Raw genomic sequence first — 18,168 nt, 5'->3', positions numbered from 1 at the left:
CTATTCTACTTCAAATATTATATAAAACACTTGTTTTTAGGCTTTTTCTATTTTTTTCCCTACTTTTGCATTGAACCAAATTTAGAGTAGACAAAATGGCTAATCGCTTTGATAAAATATTTTCCGAGAAATTGAGTGCAGTTATAGCTATAACTTCACTAATTTGCTTACTTGTTTCTATTTACATTTTTATTATTCATGGAAGTTGGCAGTTTAGTCCAATATTAGATGAGGCTAAAGTTGCACAGTTTGGGGATTTTGTCGGAGGGGTGGTTGGTACTTTACTAGCTTTTGTTGCGGCAATTTTGTATTATGTTGCATTAAAGGAACAACGAAAGGATATTGCCATAAATCAGAAATCAATGAATCTTCAAAATGAAGCTCTCGCCAAACAAATTGAAGAATTTGAGAAGCAAAAAGAAGAATTAGCTTTGACTAGAATAGTCTATGAACAACAGTGCAAAACGATGAAGGAGCAAGAACATACAATGAAGATTCAACAATTCGAATCTAGCTTCTACTCCTTTTTAAACGTCTATATTGCAATAAAGAATGAACTAAATACTAATGACGAAGAAAAGGATTTTTTCAAAACCATTTTTTTTAAGTTGTGTGAATCTATTGATATAGAACTCATTGATAAATCCCCTTTAAATTGTCACAAAATAGTAGAGAAAAAATACATTGACCTATTTTTACATAACAAGGGCAGGTTATCTCATTACTTTAAAACAATATATAGGCTATTAAAAATTATAGACAGTAGTTTATGTCTGAATAATAAGGAAAAGATGTTTTATGCCAAAATAATAAGATCTCAATTGACAGATTATGAGTTGTTGATAATGTATTACAATTACCATTCTGCTTATGCAAATAAATCAACCATTTTAATATATAGATATAATATTCTCAAACACATACACCCACTATCTAAAATTGAATTTAGAAAAAAATATAATATAACTACTGAAAATAATTATGCTTTGACTGCTTTTCTCGAAGGTTTTTCAATCTTACTAGAAAAAACCATTAACCAATTTTGTGATTCATTTGATTTTCAAGAAATAGAAGAAAAACACCCTAGCTTAAGTTGTATTATTTCAATATCTTATATAGAAAAAGTATCGATTAAAATAGCATGTTTTGATAAATCAAGAATTCCAGAGCATTTTGAACAAATCATATATGACTATTTATGCGACAAATTGTATATAACCCAATTTAAAACAATAGATAAAGAATTTGCTTATAGATCTCAAGCAGAAGTTGACGGAACTATGTTGTTTGAGTATATACTTAATGAACAATTAATTGAGAAATTAAACAAAGATATAGAATTATGATAAATAATAATAACCAAGAGGCTTTCATTGAAACCTTTAAGAATAATTTAAAAAAAGACGCAAGAACTGTATCTGTTGCAACTTTATTAAGTGATAGATATTTAAAACGCATCAAGTATGACCCATACTACCAACGAAATTACGTTTGGGAGAAGGATAAACAATCTTTTTTCATTGAAAGTGTAGTGTTAGGAACCGAAATCCCCCCACTTGTTTTTTACAAGTCAGGAATGAGAGTAGAAGTTATTGATGGTAGACAAAGATTTGAAACTTTAAAAAGATTCAAAGAAGATGATTTCGCTTTACACTTATCTGGATTACTAGAATTACAGGCTCTTGCAAAAAAGACTTTTAGTAAATTAAATTCTGATATACAACAGCTATTCTTAAACACTAAAATTCGTATTTTTGAGTTTGAAGTTGTTGGTATGCCAGTGCTAGATCCTGTAATTGAGGATAAAATAAAAAAGGAAATATTTAGACGATACAATTCAGGAATAACCCCTCTAAATCAATCAGAGGTGGATAATGCCAAATATGATTCAGATACTTTCTCCGACTATTTCAAACATGAGTTAAAAGAAAATGAAGATTTATACAATAAAATAAACAAATGTTTTTTTTACAATAGTGACAAAATTAAAAATGAGCTTATAGTTGACATGGTTACTTTTTTAAGAAAATCACTAATTCTTAGCTCATTACCAATTACCAGATATGCTGATAGTGGTAAAAACTTTTTTTTAGACTTACTATATGATAATTATATCGGGAATGCTAGAGAAAATGAACAGTGTATAGAAGATGATATAAAGAAAATGTTAGAACAAATTCATGACATAACTGCTTATATTGAAATAAGCAGTGCCAATGCCTATGAATGTCTTTTGTGGGGTATCCGAATTCTTAATAATGAAAATATTCCATTTGATATTAGTAAACACGCACAAATACTTAATGAACATTACAAAAATAACCTTCATATATACCAAACAGATAGTGATCATTATTATGGCAATATCGTAGCTCGCTTTACAGATACAGCTAACCTATTAAATAAGTTATCAGGATTTGAGTTTAAGATGTATTTAAGATCTTCTGATTTTAAACATAAAATCAATTCACTAAAGCAGACAGAGAAAGATGCTGAACTAACAATGGATAGGCTTGCCAGTTTAAGAATTAATAAACCTTCTCCAGCCTCTAAACCTATAGATCAGGTGATGGCAGATTTAGCTTCTAATTACTATTTAATAAGACCTTCTTATCAAAGACAAGAAAAAATCAGTATAAAAAAAGCATCTTCCATCATTGAAAGTATCCTGTTAGGAATAAAACTTCCTCCATTATTTATATATGTGAGAAAAGATGGAATAAGAGAGGTTATTGATGGTCAGCAAAGGCTTTTATCAATTATAGGTTTCTTAGGAAGATCATATATAAATGAAGAAGGAATAAAAGTACACTCAATTAACCACAATTTCAAACTAAAAGAGTTACGAATATTGAAACATTATAATGGGAAAAGGTATTCTGATATTTTATCTGAAGTCGAAGATACAATATTAGATTTTGACTTGGATGAAATAGAGATAAGTCAAGATTTAAATGAAGATTTTGAAGCCACTGATTTATTTATAAGACTCAATAGTAAGCCATATCCAATAAAACCAAATACTTTTGAAATGTGGAATTCAATAGTTGACAAAGATGTAATACAATTGATTAGAGAGATTACTGCTAAATATGTTTCATGGTTTTATATAAAAGCTCCTGATGATTCAGAAGATACAAGAAAAGATAGAATGCAAAATGAAGAACTAATAACAATTCTTTCATACTTATGTTATAACAATATTAAAACTGGAGATATTACAAGGGTTCTAGGTTTTTATCCACGTATGGAAAAATTTACTTGTAGGCTTAAAACTAAATATAGCTTGACAGATTTATTAGAAAGCTTTGAATTTAAGCCAACAGAAAAGGAACTTTTTTTGAAAAGTATAAATAAAACAGAGAGTATAATAAAATTAATAAAGGATGTACTATTGGAAGATAATGCAACCAAAGAAAGTTTTAATGCTATTTTAAATATAAAAAACCTACAACGATTTAGTCGTTCTTATCAAGAATTTTACATATTATGGATTATGCTTTATGATCTTTCAATACAATCAGCAATGGTCCATAAAACAGATATTATCAATGATTTAAGGAATATGTTTTCTTTATTAAAAAATATAGATGACAAAACTGTAGACACGGAATATGTTGAGCAGTTTTTATCTAAATTGAAATCTCTTGGAGAAAAATACAAAAAGTTTTCAACTCAATAATACACAAGTAGAATTATCAAAATGAAATGATTGCATTCTTTGTAGAGAAAAAGTATTATCTTTGTCCTCAAGATGTTCCATGAACAAATTACCACAAAAGTACATAGAAAATCAGTGGATTAAGCCATGGGATATGTTGAAACAAAGAATATAAAGTTTTAAATATCAGCATGGTAACTCTCTTAAGAGAATCCCAAGCAATATATAAACAATGAGATATTTGAAAAAAGAATCGTTCTTATAGCAAGCAAAACGATAAAATATAATCGTGTGCCAAATCATGTGGATTTCCAAATGGAAGAAACTATAAAATGGTGATAATCAATATAGAGAAGACAATAGTTCTCTTGCTGGTGGCACCACTTAGAAGAAAAGCAAAAGATAGTAAAATCCTGATTTCCAAACGAAATCGGGATTTTTTATTTTCCAAGAGGACGCAAGAAACGGCAGAATATTACGATTGCTGGTGTTCCAAAAGGTGGAGCAAAAGAGGTGGAGCGCAAATCTCCACCGAATAAGATTACTTCTCTCTGATTTGCAACATTTTGCGTATCAAGAAAGCGTGCATGGTTTCCTACTTTTGTACAACGAAAAACTGTAGGAACATGAAAAGAGACTCATTCAACGTGCTTTTCTTTATCAAGAAAGCCAAACTGCTGAAAAACGGGGAAGCCTCCGTGTGTATGCGCATCACAGTGAACGGTGCGCGAGTGGAAAACAATATCCGCAAGAGCATCGAACCAGCCTTGTGGAATCAGGCGAAGGAGTGCGCCAAAGGCAAGAGCCGCAAATCCTGCGACTTGAATGCTTATATAGAGGAAGCAAGAATCAAACTCCACCAGACTTTCAATGAAATGGAAGAACAAGGGCAATTCATCACCGCTCGCCTGTTGCAGGAAAAGTTCTTCGGACAAGACCAAGCACCCGAGGTTGTCCGCACTCTCATTCAAACCATCCAAGAGCATAACGACCAATGCCGTGAACTTGTCGGAAAGGACTATGCCCTGATTACCGTCCGCCGTTATGAAAGTTGTAAGCGTTATCTTGCAGAACTTATCAAACTGAAATACGGCAAGGAGGATTTGCCATTATCGGAAGTCAATGGAGAGCTGGTACGCTCTTTTGAATTCTATCTCAAAACGGAAAAGGAGTGCCAGCAGAATACGGTTATCCGCTACATGAAGTGCTTGAAGAAGATAACCAATCTTGCGCTTGCTAACGAATGGATTACCAAAGATCCGTTCATCGGCATCAAGTTTCATGAGAAAGAGGTTATCCGTGAGTTCTTGACAATGGATGAACTACTCACTATCTATCACAAGGAATTTCCGTTAGAGCGTATCACCATTGTCCGTGATGTCTTTATCTTTGCAGCGTTCACTGGGTTAGCCTTCATAGACGTGCAACAACTGGCACCGGAACATATCGTAGAAGACTCCAATGGCAACCTATGGATTCGCAAGCCTCGCCAAAAGACGAAGAACATGTGTAACATTCCTTTGCTTGATATTCCATTGGAGATTCTCCGCAGATATGCGGAACATCCGGCTTGCCAAAAGAAAAACAGGCTGCTGCCAGTTCCATGCAATCAGAAAATGAACAGCTATCTGAAAGAAATCGCAGACTTATGTCTGATAAACAAGACCTTGACCACACACGGCCTAAGACATGGCGAATTTTCTTTCTTGTTAAAATTCAAGTACTTGCAATTTTTCGCAGCTTAATAGGTAACGATTTAGAAACCAGCAAAATTCTGTATTTCACCTCGTTTTGCAGTAATTCAAAAGAACGCTTTTCCTAATTACAAAGTTAGCAAATATTTTCAATATATCACTGCTTTAGTTTGACTAATTCCGTATAAGCGATACCATCTGACAATTTATGATATTGCTTCAAGGTCTTCTCCAATCCCAAAGCCAATTCTTTCTGAATATACGATGGCACTATCGACTCATTGAACCTGTCGACAATTGATTGAATGTTTTGTAGCGGTTGACCTGTAATAACTATCTGGTTATACACAGCACTATAGTAATAATAGGCTTTATTTTCTGTTGACAATTGTATTTTTTGTTTGATATAAATCTGTTGTTCACGTATTCTTTGGGCAACCTTAAAAAAGGTATCAATTTTTTCAAATGCCTCCTGAGATATGTGCCCGACAACACTGTGAGCGTATTTATTCCACTGATTTTCTTCAAAAATTATAGTAGAGTAATGAATCGGCACTTCTTGGATGCAGCCGTTTATAAGCCCTTCAGATAATATATACTCAATGTTTTTCTCAATGTCATTTATCTGAAGCAACAAGATTGACACTGCGTTTCTCAATTCCTTTCGCTTATGGGCATAAAACTGCCATAATGCGATGCCGATTGTTGCCCCAATGGTAACAATCAGCACGAGCGTTTGAAATAAATTTGACTCCCAAAATGAGGTATTCATAATTTGTCTTTTTTGCAAAGTTACAAAAAAGACAGAAAATTCCACATGTATCTTTCTATTTTTTACCCGTTTATGATTTTGAACAATGCAGCATTAGACGGAATATTCAGTTCACAACATTGAATGTTCCTCTCGAAATATCAAAGAACCTATCGAAGAATGCTTTCAGTTTTGCAATGACAGTCTGTTTCTTCTTGCCCCGGTTATTTTACTTGATTTTCGAGAATAGAGGTATGGGCTGTAATATCTACGTGATTTCAGTTCCGCCCTCTACATCTCCCTACCACGGAATGATGAATTTCCCTATCAACTCTTTTTGTTGCGCAAGTCTGGACTTGAATCAATGGTTTACATTCACCCATATTATTAGAAAGATATTTGTTTAAATCCTCCAACATCTTCGAAATCTTTATTTTCAGCGCAAATGTCAGGTTGTAAATAATTTTCTATGCCAGATAATTTTAATAGAATCTGTTCATCGCTTACAGTTATTCGGCTTCGGATTTTCTTGAAAAATTTAACCTCTGAATAAAGGACTTGCTTATCTGCTTCTATCATTTTTATGGCAAGGTCAATTAGTGTGATTTGTTCATCATCGGAAAGAACTGTATTTGAAAGTTCACTAAGGTAATCTTTCAAAAAGGCTTTTCCTTGACTATTAATCTGATTGACATACTCATTAATTGAGTATTCTACTTGAATCTCCTGAAAAAGGGTACTATTTTCGGTTAATTCTTTAATCATATCCACTTCTTCTTGTGCGATTTCTCCATCACAAGCACAGCAACAGAACAATGTTTTGAGATATAATTCATTTGTTTTCATATTCGTAGCATTTTTATTTAGAAACCGATTCTTCGGCGTGATTGTTGTATTTGTTCACCAGCCATTGCCGCTTTTATCCTTAAATATTTGTCAAGTTCGGATTTTGTCAATGACGGTTTGGTTTTACTAATAACATCTTCAAGAATAACCATTGTAATTCTTGATTTTTGTCGCAGAGCTATTCGTGAAGCGTCATTGACTATCATTTCCAAGTCTGCAGAAACATAATTTTCTGTCAGTTGGGCAAGCTTTTCATAATCTAAACCGAAATCATACGGTCTTGATTTCAGGTAAAGTTCAAACATTAAGGAACGAGCCTTGAAATCAGGAGTGCCAATATAATATTTTTTATCAAGACGACCAGCCCTAAGTATCGCAGGGTCGATCATATCTGGATAATTAGTTGCCCCAATAATAAATACACCACGTTCTCCTGTTCTATCCATTTGAGCAAGCATTTCATTGACAGCACTACGCGCCATCTCGTGTACATCGCTGTCACGGTTAGGTACCAATTCATTCATTTCATCAATGAAAATGATGGTAGGTGCATTTTCTTCAGCATCTTTGAACATCTGAGCAATATTCTCCTGAGTCGCATTTACGAAGCGGCTTTTGAGAGAACTTGGCTTGATTAGCATGAAATTAAAACCGACTTCTTCAGCAAAATGCTTTGCAAAAAAGGTTTTACCACATCCGGGAGGACCGTATAAAAGCATCCCATTAGGAATTGTCAAGCCATATTTCGCATACTCCTCTGGCGAATTAAGAGCGTCTATCACTTCTACGCGCATTTGCTCTTTCAGTTCTTCCATCCCAGCAATGGCGGAAAAGCCTTTCCCTTTTGGCACTGAATACGAAACTTTCTTTGTAGGAGTCTTCCCACTTTTGGCTTTCTTTTGATTGTCAATACGAGCGATTTTTATATCGCCATTCAAAGCCCGAATAAACTCATCTGCCGATTCAAATCTCTCCTCAATGTCAGATGCAAGGGCTTTCCGCATTATATTCATAATTTGTTCATCAAGCTCAAATTTATCGTTATCGGGAATATGAAGCGGCAATTCTCTTTGAGCATCAATCTTTTCGCGTTGAGCAGTAGCATCATTCTTGCAATCTGACAAGTCAACAAAATATGGTGGTATACCAAATATAAGATTATAAAGTATCGCACCGCTTGAGAAGATGTCTGACTTTACCGAAAACACACCATTCAATGCTTCGGGTGCCAAATAAAAAGGAGATAACCCGTTTTTATTAAAGGAAGAAGAACCTTGTGATAGGTAACGAGCATAGCCGAAGTCAATAATGCGAGGTACGTTAGTACCTTTCGACATATCCAGCATGACGTTTTGGATAGTCAAATCGTTGTGCATAATCGGCTCTTGTTGCGTATGAAGGAATTTAATGCCATTAAGGATGCCTAATACGATAGTCTTTGCATCATATACACTAAGACTCCCTTCACGAGCAATGTACTGTGAAGCCGTTTCACCACTGATATAATCGAATACGATATAAGCAAATTTGCGACCATCTAAAACGACCTCACCGTTATCGTGGTATTTGACGACATTAGGATGATTAAGTGTCTTTGCAATCTGCACCTCCAATATATTACCGTTTGCATCAAATTGAGTACGATGTAGTTTGGCGCAGTTGATGAGTTTGAGAAAGCGATTTTTCCCATCAGCGTCTTTCACGCGATAGGTTTCTGCATAATCACCTTCTTTGACTTGAAAGGTGATTATGTAGTTACCTAATTGTTGTCTCTTCGCAAGTGTAAACATACTATCCTCTATAAAGCCTGTCAAAAAAAAACAAAAATGCCTGACGATTCCCTAATGAGGACAACGGAATACTGCTAATATTTCCTTTTTCAATAAAGCCGAAAAATTTCTTCGAATGATTAATGTGTTCAATGACCAAGTTTCCATTAGATGTATAGATATTTTTGGTATTTGAAGGATTATATATTGTCCCATACACATCTACTTCATTACGAGAAATAGATAACGCATCAGAGTATAAAGTTTCTTCATTGAGAATACCGAATTTGACCTTCCCATCTTGGGAATGTTCAAGTACGAAGTGGGTTGTCCATACCTTTTCTACCATTTTCATCATACTGTATTCTTCATTTGCACCATTAGGATTCATTGGGTCTTTTGGATGTTTATCATCATAAGAACCCTCGGCAAAAAATATTCTGTTGAATTGATGGGTCTCCTTATCTTCTTTACCGAATATTGAAAAGTAATATTGAGTATTACTATAGGTATAATTCGTTTTTACGATGGTTTCGCCAGTAAAGAGATACTCCATGTCCTTGAAAAGATAAACATTGGAAGATGTAATGTTGTCTCTTGAATCTACAAACGATACGGTAGCAAATCCTTTATTACCTACAAAGTAATCTGTACCCGAAAAAGTGGTATCACAAACTCCAATAGTAACCAACAGAGCTATCACTGTAATTATAGCTCCCCATATATAGTGCTCATAAAAAAAAGACCAATACAATAATAAAATTATGCTACAAATTGAAATAGCAATAGCCTTTCTTTTTTTAGATTCCTTGTCACTTAACTTTACGGTTTCAGGCTGATTGGTATCGCAGTATAGCACATTCCCGATTTCTGCGGGAATGTGCTTAAATATTGATGTATTAGCAGCTATTTTCTCAAGTTGCTCCGTTTTCCATATCTTTTCCATACACTTTAGAAGCTAACGCCGGGACCACTTGTTGGTGATTCAATCATCAAATCTATGACCGAACGTACGATGGGATGAAGTGAACTTTCGGACGGATTGGTATTAGCAATTTCCTTACCTTGTTGCAGAAGTTGACGTGCTCTGGTCGCATCTTTCCATTGTATGGTATTAAAGTTACGAAGGTGGAAGTCAATGAAACCCATTAACTGATAGATGAGTGTCACTGCAACAAACAAGCTGTTAATATCATCAAGAACTATTCGTCCTTGACGAACATCCTTTGAACGGATAACGGAATCGACCTGTGAACGAACAGCGGCTACCTGTTGGTCATATTTGTTGCCAAGCTCATTATTCCCTTTTTCAAGGCGGTCGAATTCTTCCCTGATTTCAGCTTCAATGGAATCCCATTCATGCCCTTGCTCGACTTCTTCCATTTTCAGGAAAGCACGGCGAATGTCAGCCTGAAGATGCATCCTACCATCTTCGGAGCTTTTTTCACCGTCGAAACGGTCGTTAACCTCATTGATGAGTTTTTCTGCTTCTGCTGTCTCAGAATCCTTAATTGCAGAAGAAGATTTAAGGGCATGGAGTTTTAAGTTCGCAGAGTCTTTGAGCCTTTCCAGTTCATGAGATGTAATAACCGAGCGAGCTTCGATTTTTACATCTTTTTCCACGGTATCTCCACTGAAGGGAAAGAATGCTTCTAGTTTCAACATTTGCGAACGATTCACCTTGATAGTGATGTCAACATCACTTCCAACAGGGATTATTTGTCCAATCTCATCGCCTGTTATGACTACATCAAAGACATGGTCGTTATGAATCGCAGATGTGCCGTCTGCGTTGTGTTCACTTTGATAGATGGGTATCACCAAAGTGTCCTCAGTCATGCCGGGACGCAATTGATTACGAGTCTTAAGTCCATTGAGTGTACCGACAGCTGGAAGCTGCTGGTTCTTTTCAAGACCTTTTACCGACTTTACCACATTCTTTTCGAGACCACTATCGTGAGCCTCAATTGAGATATTGTAAGGCAAAACAGCATTGCCGACAACAATACCCTGCATGATATTTATCTCTTTAGGAAAGCAAGGGATAGTTGTCCCTTTTTCGTCATAAGCGTTGACAGCAAACGCATTATTTTTGCCTTCCATGAGTTGACACTCTATGACATCACCTATCTCATTGATTTCGACTTTTCCGCTTGACCAACCGTTGTCGCTACGTACAAGTTCTACAAACAGTTTGGATGGAATATAACCGGAACATTCCTCTTTTGATAGTTGTACGGTTACAAATTCGATTGGTTGAACCGAATTTGCTTCATAAGAAAGTGTGAGTGCAACAGTACCGATGGCTAACTCTTCTTTGACATCACTATCTATACCGGAAGCAAACAGTGCCGCCCCTTTTGCAACAGCTGTCATGGGGTCAATGTCGGTATCAACATCGGGCGTGACTTGTTTGCGTAGCATCTCACGAAGAACTGGAGAATAAGTTGGTCCACCTACAAGAATCAGTTTGTCAAGGTCGCTTCCGGACAAACCATTACGTTTAAGAAGCTGCTTGGTAATGTCGATTGCCTTTTGAAACACGAGTGTGAGTACAGATGCAAGCTGCTCTTGAGTGATAACCATGTCGAGTTCTATTTCCTCCCCCTCATCATCTTCGCCAAACTCATCAAGTTGAGAGGTTATGTCAGCTTGTGGTTTGAATGACAGTTGATTTTTCGCTTGTTCAGCATAGAACTTCATGGCATCACGAAGAATGTTTCTTGTGGTTTCATTCTCCATAATGTTTGTGATAGAGTAATTCTCTTTTAGGTAAGGAATGATAATGCTATCAACGATTGCATAGTCAAGGTTTTTGCCGCCGAGGTAATTGTCTCCTTCGGTGTCCTTAACTTGCATGATGCCATCCTCTACCTTGATAAGTGCAACATCAAATGTGCCGCCTCCAAAATCGAACACAAGCCATTGACCATTTTTGTTGGATGCGCTCAGACCATACGCCATAGATGCGGCAATCGGCTCTTGGAGAAGTTCGCAATGTTCAATACCAGCCTTTTGAGCAGCACGTTTAGTAGCTGCGATTTGGTCTGCTTTAAATTTGGCAGGGATTGTGATAACAGCGGATGTAATATTTTCATCACCGATAAACGATTTGAGAGCCTTCAAAACTTCGGCAGAAAGTTGCTCCGGAGAAAAAGTTTCTCCCATATTAGAACTCTCATACGATTTGTCCGTACCCATATTTCGTTTAAACTCAATGAATACGTTTTCGCGGTCATTAGACCATTTTTTCGTGGCACGTGATTTGTCTTGGCAGAGGTCGTTATAGGCACTATCTCCTACTTTTGCAATTTTCTTTTTGGTAAAAGATACGCACGATGGCAAAGTGTCTTTCAACGTGTCTGTCTTTTTAATGACAGGCTCGCCACTCTCCATTTTACAAATTACGGAATTGGTTGTACCAAGGTCAATCCCGAATTTCATTTTAGCTTGAGCCATGTTGAATATATTTTTAAATGTTTTGACTTACTGTGATTTGAGCTGATTGAATCATCTTGCCTTTGTAATTGATTTGGGGCTTGATGATGCCCGTGATTATTTGCTTGCCTTCTGGTAGTTCCTCATCTTCAACAAAATTTGCTGTAACCTTCATACCCTCATGATAGTCTTTACCAAGCATATCTACAAGCTCATATCCATTGACAAGCAGATTGTCTTTCATTTGCTTGATTGACTTGGAAAGCTGTTTATGACCTCTTACAGAGTTATCCATTTTGTATAGTGTCATCTCCATAAAAGTGATACGGTCAGCAAGAGTGGTAATCAACTTCTGTTCACTTTCGGTATTAACTCCCGGTGCAGATACAAGTGCCCCAATTTGTTTAGAAATAACTTGTATGTCATTCATTTCAGTAGACAGTCTGTAGACTATTTCCTCGTTGAGTTTGTCGGCCTTGGCAGATAGACTTTCCACCTCGTTTTTACGTTTCGCTATTGCTTTTCCAAATATGAATGCCAGTATAATGAAAATCAGTGCAATCACAATGATAATCCATAGACCAGTTTGTGATTTTTCGCGAATCGTTTGATTGAGAGTGTTTGAACTTGCTTGAAGTTCAGAACGAGTGTTTGAGATGTTGACATTAAGACTATCAGCAAGAGCTGTGATGTCATTTTTTGCTGCGGTCAGTTCACCTTTGAGAGAGTCTGTTTCAGTCTTTTGAGTATCAATTGTTTTATTCAAAGTCCTGATTTTAGCTTTAAGCTCACGATTCTCCGTTTTGAGAGTTTGAATACCTGAATTCGCAATGTCCAATTGCTGATAGCAATGACGAAGCGAATCGTTAGCATTTGCACTTACGGCAACTTGAACTGTGAGCGCAAATAATAATGTAGTAATTTTTGTCATCCTAAAACGTTTGCTAAAAATATTATGATTGCTATTATAATAACCACCCAGCACCCTACTGGTAGTCCATCATCAGATGATGACGTTGAAGAAGATGGGGGCGTAGTACGTGGCGGCGTTGTTGTCCTCGTGGTGGTTGTGGATGCACGAGAGGAAGACTGGTAACTCGAAGAAGACGTGGAGATATGAAGAGTTTCGCACATTTCTTTGAGTGAACTTCTATTGGGAATATATCGCTTTGTGCGGAAATCAGTCTCCATGTCAAATCCATCCATAATTGTAGTTGCTTTCCATGCTTCACGTAGAACTGGTTTTACCTTACTATCTATAATTTTCGTTGGTGAATGCTCATCATCTAAATAATTTAATAGTTTTGGGTCTATTCCACTTTCTTTTATAACCTTTACTACAGCGCTAAAATAATTTTGTGCCGTGTTTACCTCTTCGATGAGATTGTATAAAGCATTTCCTACAACCTGAGTAGAAAGCGACAGATAGAACGTATTGGCCGTACCAATTTTAGCCTTTATTGTCTGAAGCAGTGGTTTGGTGTTATTAAGCAGCGTTATTGAATGTGAAATTTTATCAGGTTGCTGGCAAAAACGGCGAAGTTCCTCTTTGACTTTACGGGTTTCTATGGCAACTTCTGCTGGAGGCATATCATCAACTGCCTTTTTCAAAATATCATAGTTCTCTTGACATCTATCCTTGGTGAGCTGTCCTATTGCAATTTGTAAGGCATATGCTTGAAGGGGCATTGCTTTTCGAGGGCTTTCTACATCATCATCAGAGGCATTATTGTAGTAGTTGATACCACACTGGAGTATTTGTTTGGCAAGATTATCTGCTACCATCTGATATTTCGTACTAGTTACACCAACAATATCTCTCACTTGTTTGAGTGCTGTTTTTGTTGAATTCATCAACACCGTTCCTGCGGTGAGATTTGCATTGGCATCTTTGGAATTTACTGACTTGGCGGCAGATATTGCAGCATTAATCTCTGCGATAGGTTCATTAACTGCTTTTTCGCTGATAATCGCTTTGTCTGAAGAATTGTTTACAGCTGATAATAATTTTGTAGCCGGTATCTCCGTGAGTAAGTCGGCAATGAACATTTCCGCTATCTCATTTTCTGACAAGGTAATATTTTGCAGGCCAAGTGTTTCAAGCAAATCGACTCTATAAGATTCGTTATGAATCACCTTTGAAATATTTGCATAACCTTCTGCAAAATTACCCTCAATAAACGCAAGTACTCCGAGATTGATTAAAGACGAGAATGACTCTCTCTTTTGGAATAACTCTTTAGCCTTGATAATATCTTTAGACTGTAAGTATTTCAATGCTACTCCATCTATTGGAGACGCATTTATAAACCAAAACAAGGAGTGTTTCAGTTGATAGCTGTCAAGGTTAATTGCTGTGATAGCTGCTGCGATGTTTTCTGGAGTTCTTAGAGGTACTTCCTCTATAATTCCATCGAAATCATAAGGGAATATAACCGACTTACCAATCTTAGCAAAAGCATTGAGCTTGTTTTGGTTGGCGATGCGTTCCCTTAAAGGGGTGTTTGATAACACCCCTAAAGTACGATATGGGTTATGTTTTATAAGTTTAATCATTGTCTAAAATATCCATTTATACTACCATCTCTTGCCAAGAGACGGACGAGTTACCCTATATCGTTGATATAGAGTTGTGTTTTCCTTTTTTATAGCTGATTTCGCAAAACATCTGGTATTTCTCGCAAAACAAAAAGCGTGACAACAAGTAAGATTTTCAGCGTTTTATGACTTAAGAATCATTATTTTGCGTAATTTTGCATTATAATATCCGTCTCTTGGCAAGCGTTGGGCAGATTCGCAAAACATTCACGGCTTCACAGCAAATCCAGTATTTTTTTATTGGCTTTATCCACCACTGAGGTATCCAGCGAAGCAAGATAGATTTGCGTGGTGTTCTCCGAATCATGCCCCATTCCCTCGCTAATGACAGAGATAGGCACATTGCGGCTTTTCGCAATACTTGCCCACGAATGCCGCCCGACATACATCGTCAAAGGTATCGGCAAGTCCAGCTGTTTTCCGATTTTCTTCAGCAAATGGTTCACCCGATGAAGCTCGTTGGCGTATTGTTTTCGATAATCTTCACCTCTTTTTGTGATGATTGGCAAAAGGTATTCGGTTTCGTTTACGGGATATTTGTCAACAATCTCCTGCATACATCTTTCCCATTTGATGAACAACTGCTGCCCGGTTTTGCGTCTGCGGTAGGAAAGAATGCCGTTCTGCAAGTCCTTCTTCCTCAGATAAGCCATATCAATGAACGACATACCCCTTGTGTAGAAACAGAATAGGAACATATCACGGGCAAAGTCAAGGTTTGGCTTCAACGACAAATCCAGCCCTTTGATGCATTTAAGGTCGCCAAGCGATATGGCTCGCTTCAAAGTTTTCTCCACTCCCGTATAGACAGACTTGAACGGATGCCGTTGTTCGGTCAATCCGTCTTCAGTGGCACGGTTATAAACCGCTTTCAGGATACGCATATAGAACGAGATGGTATTGGGCGAGTTGCCTCTGCCTTTTAGATAAGCCTCATATTCCGCTATCAGGTCAGCGTTAATCTGGTCAAACAAGACCTCTTTGTCATCCATAAAACCGCTGAAACTTCGGAGTGCTGCCGTATAGGTTTCCGAGGTGCGTATCTTCCCCAAGCGTTTCAATCTGGCAATCTGCTGGCGGATATAGTTGTTAAACGATGGCTCCTGCCTGTTGTCCTGAAAGCGCACGACTACATCATCCGTCACAAATGTGCCGGATTGGGATAAGGTCTGTATAATCTTGTTTAACCTGTCCTTATCCCATCTGATGCGTGAGCTTATCGAAAGCAAATGGTTGTTCCGCTCTTGCTTATTCGGAACACGATACAGTATGACCGCTTCGGAATGGGACTGCCATTCCGAAGCGAAAAGTTTATAGTCGGTATATATCTGCCTGACCACACGGTTATGAATCACCTGATAGTAGATTGTGCCCTCCTTGCCGCCTATGGTGGATGGGCGAAACTTGACCTTGACCGATGCCATGTCAGTCGGATTTGGATTGGTAACATTTCTCCATCTCCCTTGAAAGCTCTACAATCTCACGGCTCAGTTTCACAAGGTCGATGGTACACTTCTCCAGCTTGTAGAGCAACGCCATTGCCTTCTTCTCCGAGAAGTGGATGCGTAACTCCTTGACAACCTGATTGTAGTTCGTGCCTATGTAGCGGAACTGGGCGTGGAAGTCCGACAACTTGGTGTAGTATTCCAGCATCGCCTTGTCCACCTTTAACACCTTGAACTTCTGCCCGAAGAAGTGCGCCTTGAGAAAGACGGCTTTCGCATATACCTGTGATTCCTCGTACATCGTGAGGAACTTGTTCCATTCCTCATCATCGAAGCGCACCATCACGCAGTGCGTCTTCGGATTCAGCTTGGGACTTCTCCCGTATTTACTCTTCTTTTTCATGCTTCTTATTCTTTCAATTTTATGGTTTGTTCACTGTCTAATCTCTGATAAAGAAAGATTGAAATTATCCGACTTCGGAGGATAATTCTGCCCACGGCGGTGCAAGGGTTTTCAGTTACTCCGGAACATCCGAGTAACTGAAAACATACCTTGCTGTGTCTTTGAGGACACAAAAATCCTCCGTTTGTCGGATTGGGAAAACACCTTTCAAACTCCAAGTCGCTTCATCCGGGTATTCCTCACTGTTCGGGTGCAAAGTTACGCCCTTAACACGGTATCGGACAGTGGTTTGAACCGGACAATGGCTACCTATTGACGCAATATGCAGCCACTTATCGAAATGCAGGTTCAATCATTTCCTTATTTAGTCAAACAATGATTCAAAAGATGAAAGATCTGAGTACATGAGAATAGAGAAATTCAAATACTTATCAAAAGGATTTGTTGAATACCTGCCCAAACGAGTATTGAGGAAAATCAAACAATGGTTGTCTGACAATTTGATGATACATTGATTTAATGATTTCATGACGTAATGTTGTCACTCTCCAAACGACCAAAACTTTGTTTCACCACACAACTATATAGAGAACTATTAAATAAGCGGATTGTGAAATAGTCAGCCTTTCTGTTTGAACAGCATTCATGCGAAAAGAACCGTTTCTGTATGATACCCACGGACAATGGCTACCGTATCGGCGCAACACGCTGCCACTTTCGGCAAATCCATTGCAGAGCAGCAGATTATATATTCCTTTGCGGCAAAAGAAACAATACCAACTAAAAGAAAGACAATATGGAAATCGTATCAATCGAAAGAAAGACCTTTGAGGCGATGGTCGCCAAGTTCGACCGCTTCGTCCGCCGTATGGATGCCATCTGCCATCGGCACAGGGAAAAGAGAATGAGCGAGTGGATGGACAATCAGGACGTGTGCCGGATGCTCAACATCAGCCCACGAACATTGCAGACGCTTCGTGATAACGGCACATTGGCTTACTCGCAGATAAACCACAAGACCTACTACCGTCCCGAAGATGTGAAACGTATCGTCTCTATCGTGGAGGACAGGAGAAAAGAAGCAAGGTTCAAAGGCAGGACAATCTGATAACCGAATAGAGTAACAACAATAATTCCACTAAATCCCAGCAATGAACGAACTGATTAACAAAGACAACGAGTGGATAATCCACTTCATGGGCAGTCTTGACCGATTGCTTGACAATGTAGAGCATCTGACCGCCAACTACCGCCCGACACTGGGCGGCGAGCGTTTCTTCACCGACAAGGAAGTGTCGGCACGGCTGAAAGTGAGCCGCCGGACACTTCAGGACTATCGAAACGAAGGGCGCATAGCCTATATCCAGTTGGGCGGTAAAATCCTCTACCGTGAATCCGACATCGAAAGGATGCTGAATGACGGCTACCGCTCCGCCTACCGGCTGACAGGCACATGATTTTCTTGAAGGAGCGCAATTTGCTGTCTGCCTTATGATTGCGTCAGCAATGGACTTTCGGCAAAAAGAGAAAGGAACGGCTTACGGACGGAGCATCAAAATCCCG

The 18,168-nt window shown here is 37.9% G+C and carries 14 protein-coding genes; 5 read left to right on the top strand and 9 right to left on the bottom strand.

Annotated features, from left to right (window positions below; all coding sequences use genetic code 11):
• The first annotated feature begins 95 nt into the window (after positions 1–95).
• From E5342_RS15335 to E5342_RS15325, 3 genes are all read left to right on the top strand, one after another.
• Positions 96–1,346 carry a putative phage abortive infection protein gene (locus tag E5342_RS15335; protein ID WP_118034141.1) on the top strand — a complete coding sequence of 417 codons (1,251 nt, stop codon included), beginning with the start codon at positions 96–98 and terminating at the stop codon, positions 1,344–1,346.
• Positions 1,343–3,682 (top strand): DUF262 domain-containing protein, encoded by a 2,340-nt coding sequence (locus E5342_RS15330; protein WP_135959716.1) that lies wholly within the window; start codon positions 1,343–1,345, stop codon positions 3,680–3,682. The genes E5342_RS15335 and E5342_RS15330 overlap by 4 nt, the downstream gene beginning before the upstream one ends.
• Before the next feature lie 605 nt (positions 3,683–4,287).
• A complete protein-coding gene (locus tag E5342_RS15325; RefSeq protein WP_246867133.1) occupies positions 4,288–5,406 on the top strand; it encodes a site-specific integrase in 1,119 nt (372 codons plus the stop codon).
• Positions 5,407–5,512: 106 nt separating this feature from the next.
• On the opposite strand, the gene E5342_RS15320 is transcribed toward E5342_RS15325, so the two are convergent.
• From E5342_RS15320 to mobA, 9 genes are all read right to left on the bottom strand, one after another.
• A complete protein-coding gene (locus E5342_RS15320) occupies positions 5,513–6,127 on the bottom strand; it encodes a hypothetical protein (RefSeq protein WP_016662248.1) in 615 nt (204 codons plus the stop codon).
• A 366-nt stretch (positions 6,128–6,493) separates the two neighbouring features.
• The gene (locus E5342_RS15315) at positions 6,494–6,952 is read right to left on the bottom strand and encodes a TerB family tellurite resistance protein (protein ID WP_135959715.1); all 459 of its coding nucleotides are present in this window, start codon (positions 6,950–6,952) and stop codon (positions 6,494–6,496) included.
• 17 nt (positions 6,953–6,969) lie between these two features.
• Entirely contained in the window at positions 6,970–8,742 is a 1,773-nt protein-coding gene (locus E5342_RS15310) for an AAA family ATPase (protein ID WP_057328986.1), read from the bottom strand.
• Between the two features lies 1 nt (position 8,743).
• Positions 8,744–9,667: a hypothetical protein gene (locus E5342_RS15305; RefSeq protein WP_057328987.1), complete on the bottom strand. Its 924-nt coding sequence runs from the start codon at positions 9,665–9,667 to the stop codon at positions 8,744–8,746.
• Between the two features lie 5 nt (positions 9,668–9,672).
• Positions 9,673–12,180 carry an Hsp70 family protein gene (locus E5342_RS15300; RefSeq protein ID WP_057328988.1) on the bottom strand — a complete coding sequence of 836 codons (2,508 nt, stop codon included), beginning with the start codon at positions 12,178–12,180 and terminating at the stop codon, positions 9,673–9,675.
• A gap of 13 nt (positions 12,181–12,193) precedes the next feature.
• Positions 12,194–13,090, bottom strand: a complete 897-nt coding sequence (locus E5342_RS15295) for a hypothetical protein (protein ID WP_057328989.1) — start codon at positions 13,088–13,090, stop codon at positions 12,194–12,196.
• Positions 13,087–14,715: a hypothetical protein gene (locus E5342_RS15290; protein ID WP_057328990.1), complete on the bottom strand. Its 1,629-nt coding sequence runs from the start codon at positions 14,713–14,715 to the stop codon at positions 13,087–13,089. The genes E5342_RS15295 and E5342_RS15290 overlap by 4 nt, the downstream gene beginning before the upstream one ends.
• 257 nt (positions 14,716–14,972) lie before the next feature.
• Entirely contained in the window at positions 14,973–16,181 is a 1,209-nt protein-coding gene (locus tag E5342_RS15285; RefSeq protein WP_057328991.1) for a site-specific integrase, read from the bottom strand.
• 1 nt (position 16,182) lies between these two features.
• Positions 16,183–16,605, bottom strand: coding sequence for a conjugal transfer protein MobA (gene mobA / locus E5342_RS15280; RefSeq protein ID WP_057328992.1), 423 nt, complete (start codon positions 16,603–16,605; stop codon positions 16,183–16,185).
• Between the two features lie 796 nt (positions 16,606–17,401).
• Here mobA and E5342_RS15270 point away from each other — a divergent pair.
• Positions 17,402–17,713, top strand: coding sequence for a helix-turn-helix domain-containing protein (locus E5342_RS15270; protein WP_135959714.1), 312 nt, complete (start codon positions 17,402–17,404; stop codon positions 17,711–17,713).
• Between the two features lie 43 nt (positions 17,714–17,756).
• Complete coding sequence (locus E5342_RS15265) at positions 17,757–18,062, top strand: helix-turn-helix domain-containing protein (protein ID WP_005776632.1); 306 nt, start codon at positions 17,757–17,759, stop codon at positions 18,060–18,062.
• Positions 18,063–18,168: the final 106 nt, after the last annotated feature.

The organism is Parabacteroides distasonis (assembly GCF_004793765.1).
Lineage (GTDB): Bacteria > Bacteroidota > Bacteroidia > Bacteroidales > Tannerellaceae > Parabacteroides > Parabacteroides distasonis_A.
Note: the sequence above shows the minus strand (reverse complement) of the source record. Positions and strands in the feature narration are given on the sequence as shown.

Excerpts from the sequence above, each read along its gene's own strand:
- E5342_RS15335 (WP_118034141.1), top strand. The coding sequence starts at position 96 with ATGGCTAATCGCTTTGATAAAATATTTTCCGAGAAATTGAGTGCAGTT.
- E5342_RS15330 (WP_135959716.1), top strand. The coding sequence starts at position 1,343 with ATGATAAATAATAATAACCAAGAGGCTTTCATTGAAACCTTTAAGAAT.
- E5342_RS15325 (WP_246867133.1), top strand. The coding sequence starts at position 4,288 with ATGAAAAGAGACTCATTCAACGTGCTTTTCTTTATCAAGAAAGCCAAA.
- E5342_RS15320 (WP_016662248.1), bottom strand. The coding sequence starts at position 6,127 with ATGAATACCTCATTTTGGGAGTCAAATTTATTTCAAACGCTCGTGCTG.
- E5342_RS15315 (WP_135959715.1), bottom strand. The coding sequence starts at position 6,952 with ATGAAAACAAATGAATTATATCTCAAAACATTGTTCTGTTGCTGTGCT.
- E5342_RS15310 (WP_057328986.1), bottom strand. The coding sequence starts at position 8,742 with ATGTTTACACTTGCGAAGAGACAACAATTAGGTAACTACATAATCACC.
- E5342_RS15305 (WP_057328987.1), bottom strand. The coding sequence starts at position 9,667 with ATGGAAAAGATATGGAAAACGGAGCAACTTGAGAAAATAGCTGCTAAT.
- E5342_RS15300 (WP_057328988.1), bottom strand. The coding sequence starts at position 12,180 with ATGGCTCAAGCTAAAATGAAATTCGGGATTGACCTTGGTACAACCAAT.
- E5342_RS15295 (WP_057328989.1), bottom strand. The coding sequence starts at position 13,090 with ATGACAAAAATTACTACATTATTATTTGCGCTCACAGTTCAAGTTGCC.
- E5342_RS15290 (WP_057328990.1), bottom strand. The coding sequence starts at position 14,715 with ATGATTAAACTTATAAAACATAACCCATATCGTACTTTAGGGGTGTTA.
- E5342_RS15285 (WP_057328991.1), bottom strand. The coding sequence starts at position 16,181 with ATGGCATCGGTCAAGGTCAAGTTTCGCCCATCCACCATAGGCGGCAAG.
- mobA (WP_057328992.1), bottom strand. The coding sequence starts at position 16,605 with ATGAAAAAGAAGAGTAAATACGGGAGAAGTCCCAAGCTGAATCCGAAG.
- E5342_RS15270 (WP_135959714.1), top strand. The coding sequence starts at position 17,402 with ATGGAAATCGTATCAATCGAAAGAAAGACCTTTGAGGCGATGGTCGCC.
- E5342_RS15265 (WP_005776632.1), top strand. The coding sequence starts at position 17,757 with ATGAACGAACTGATTAACAAAGACAACGAGTGGATAATCCACTTCATG.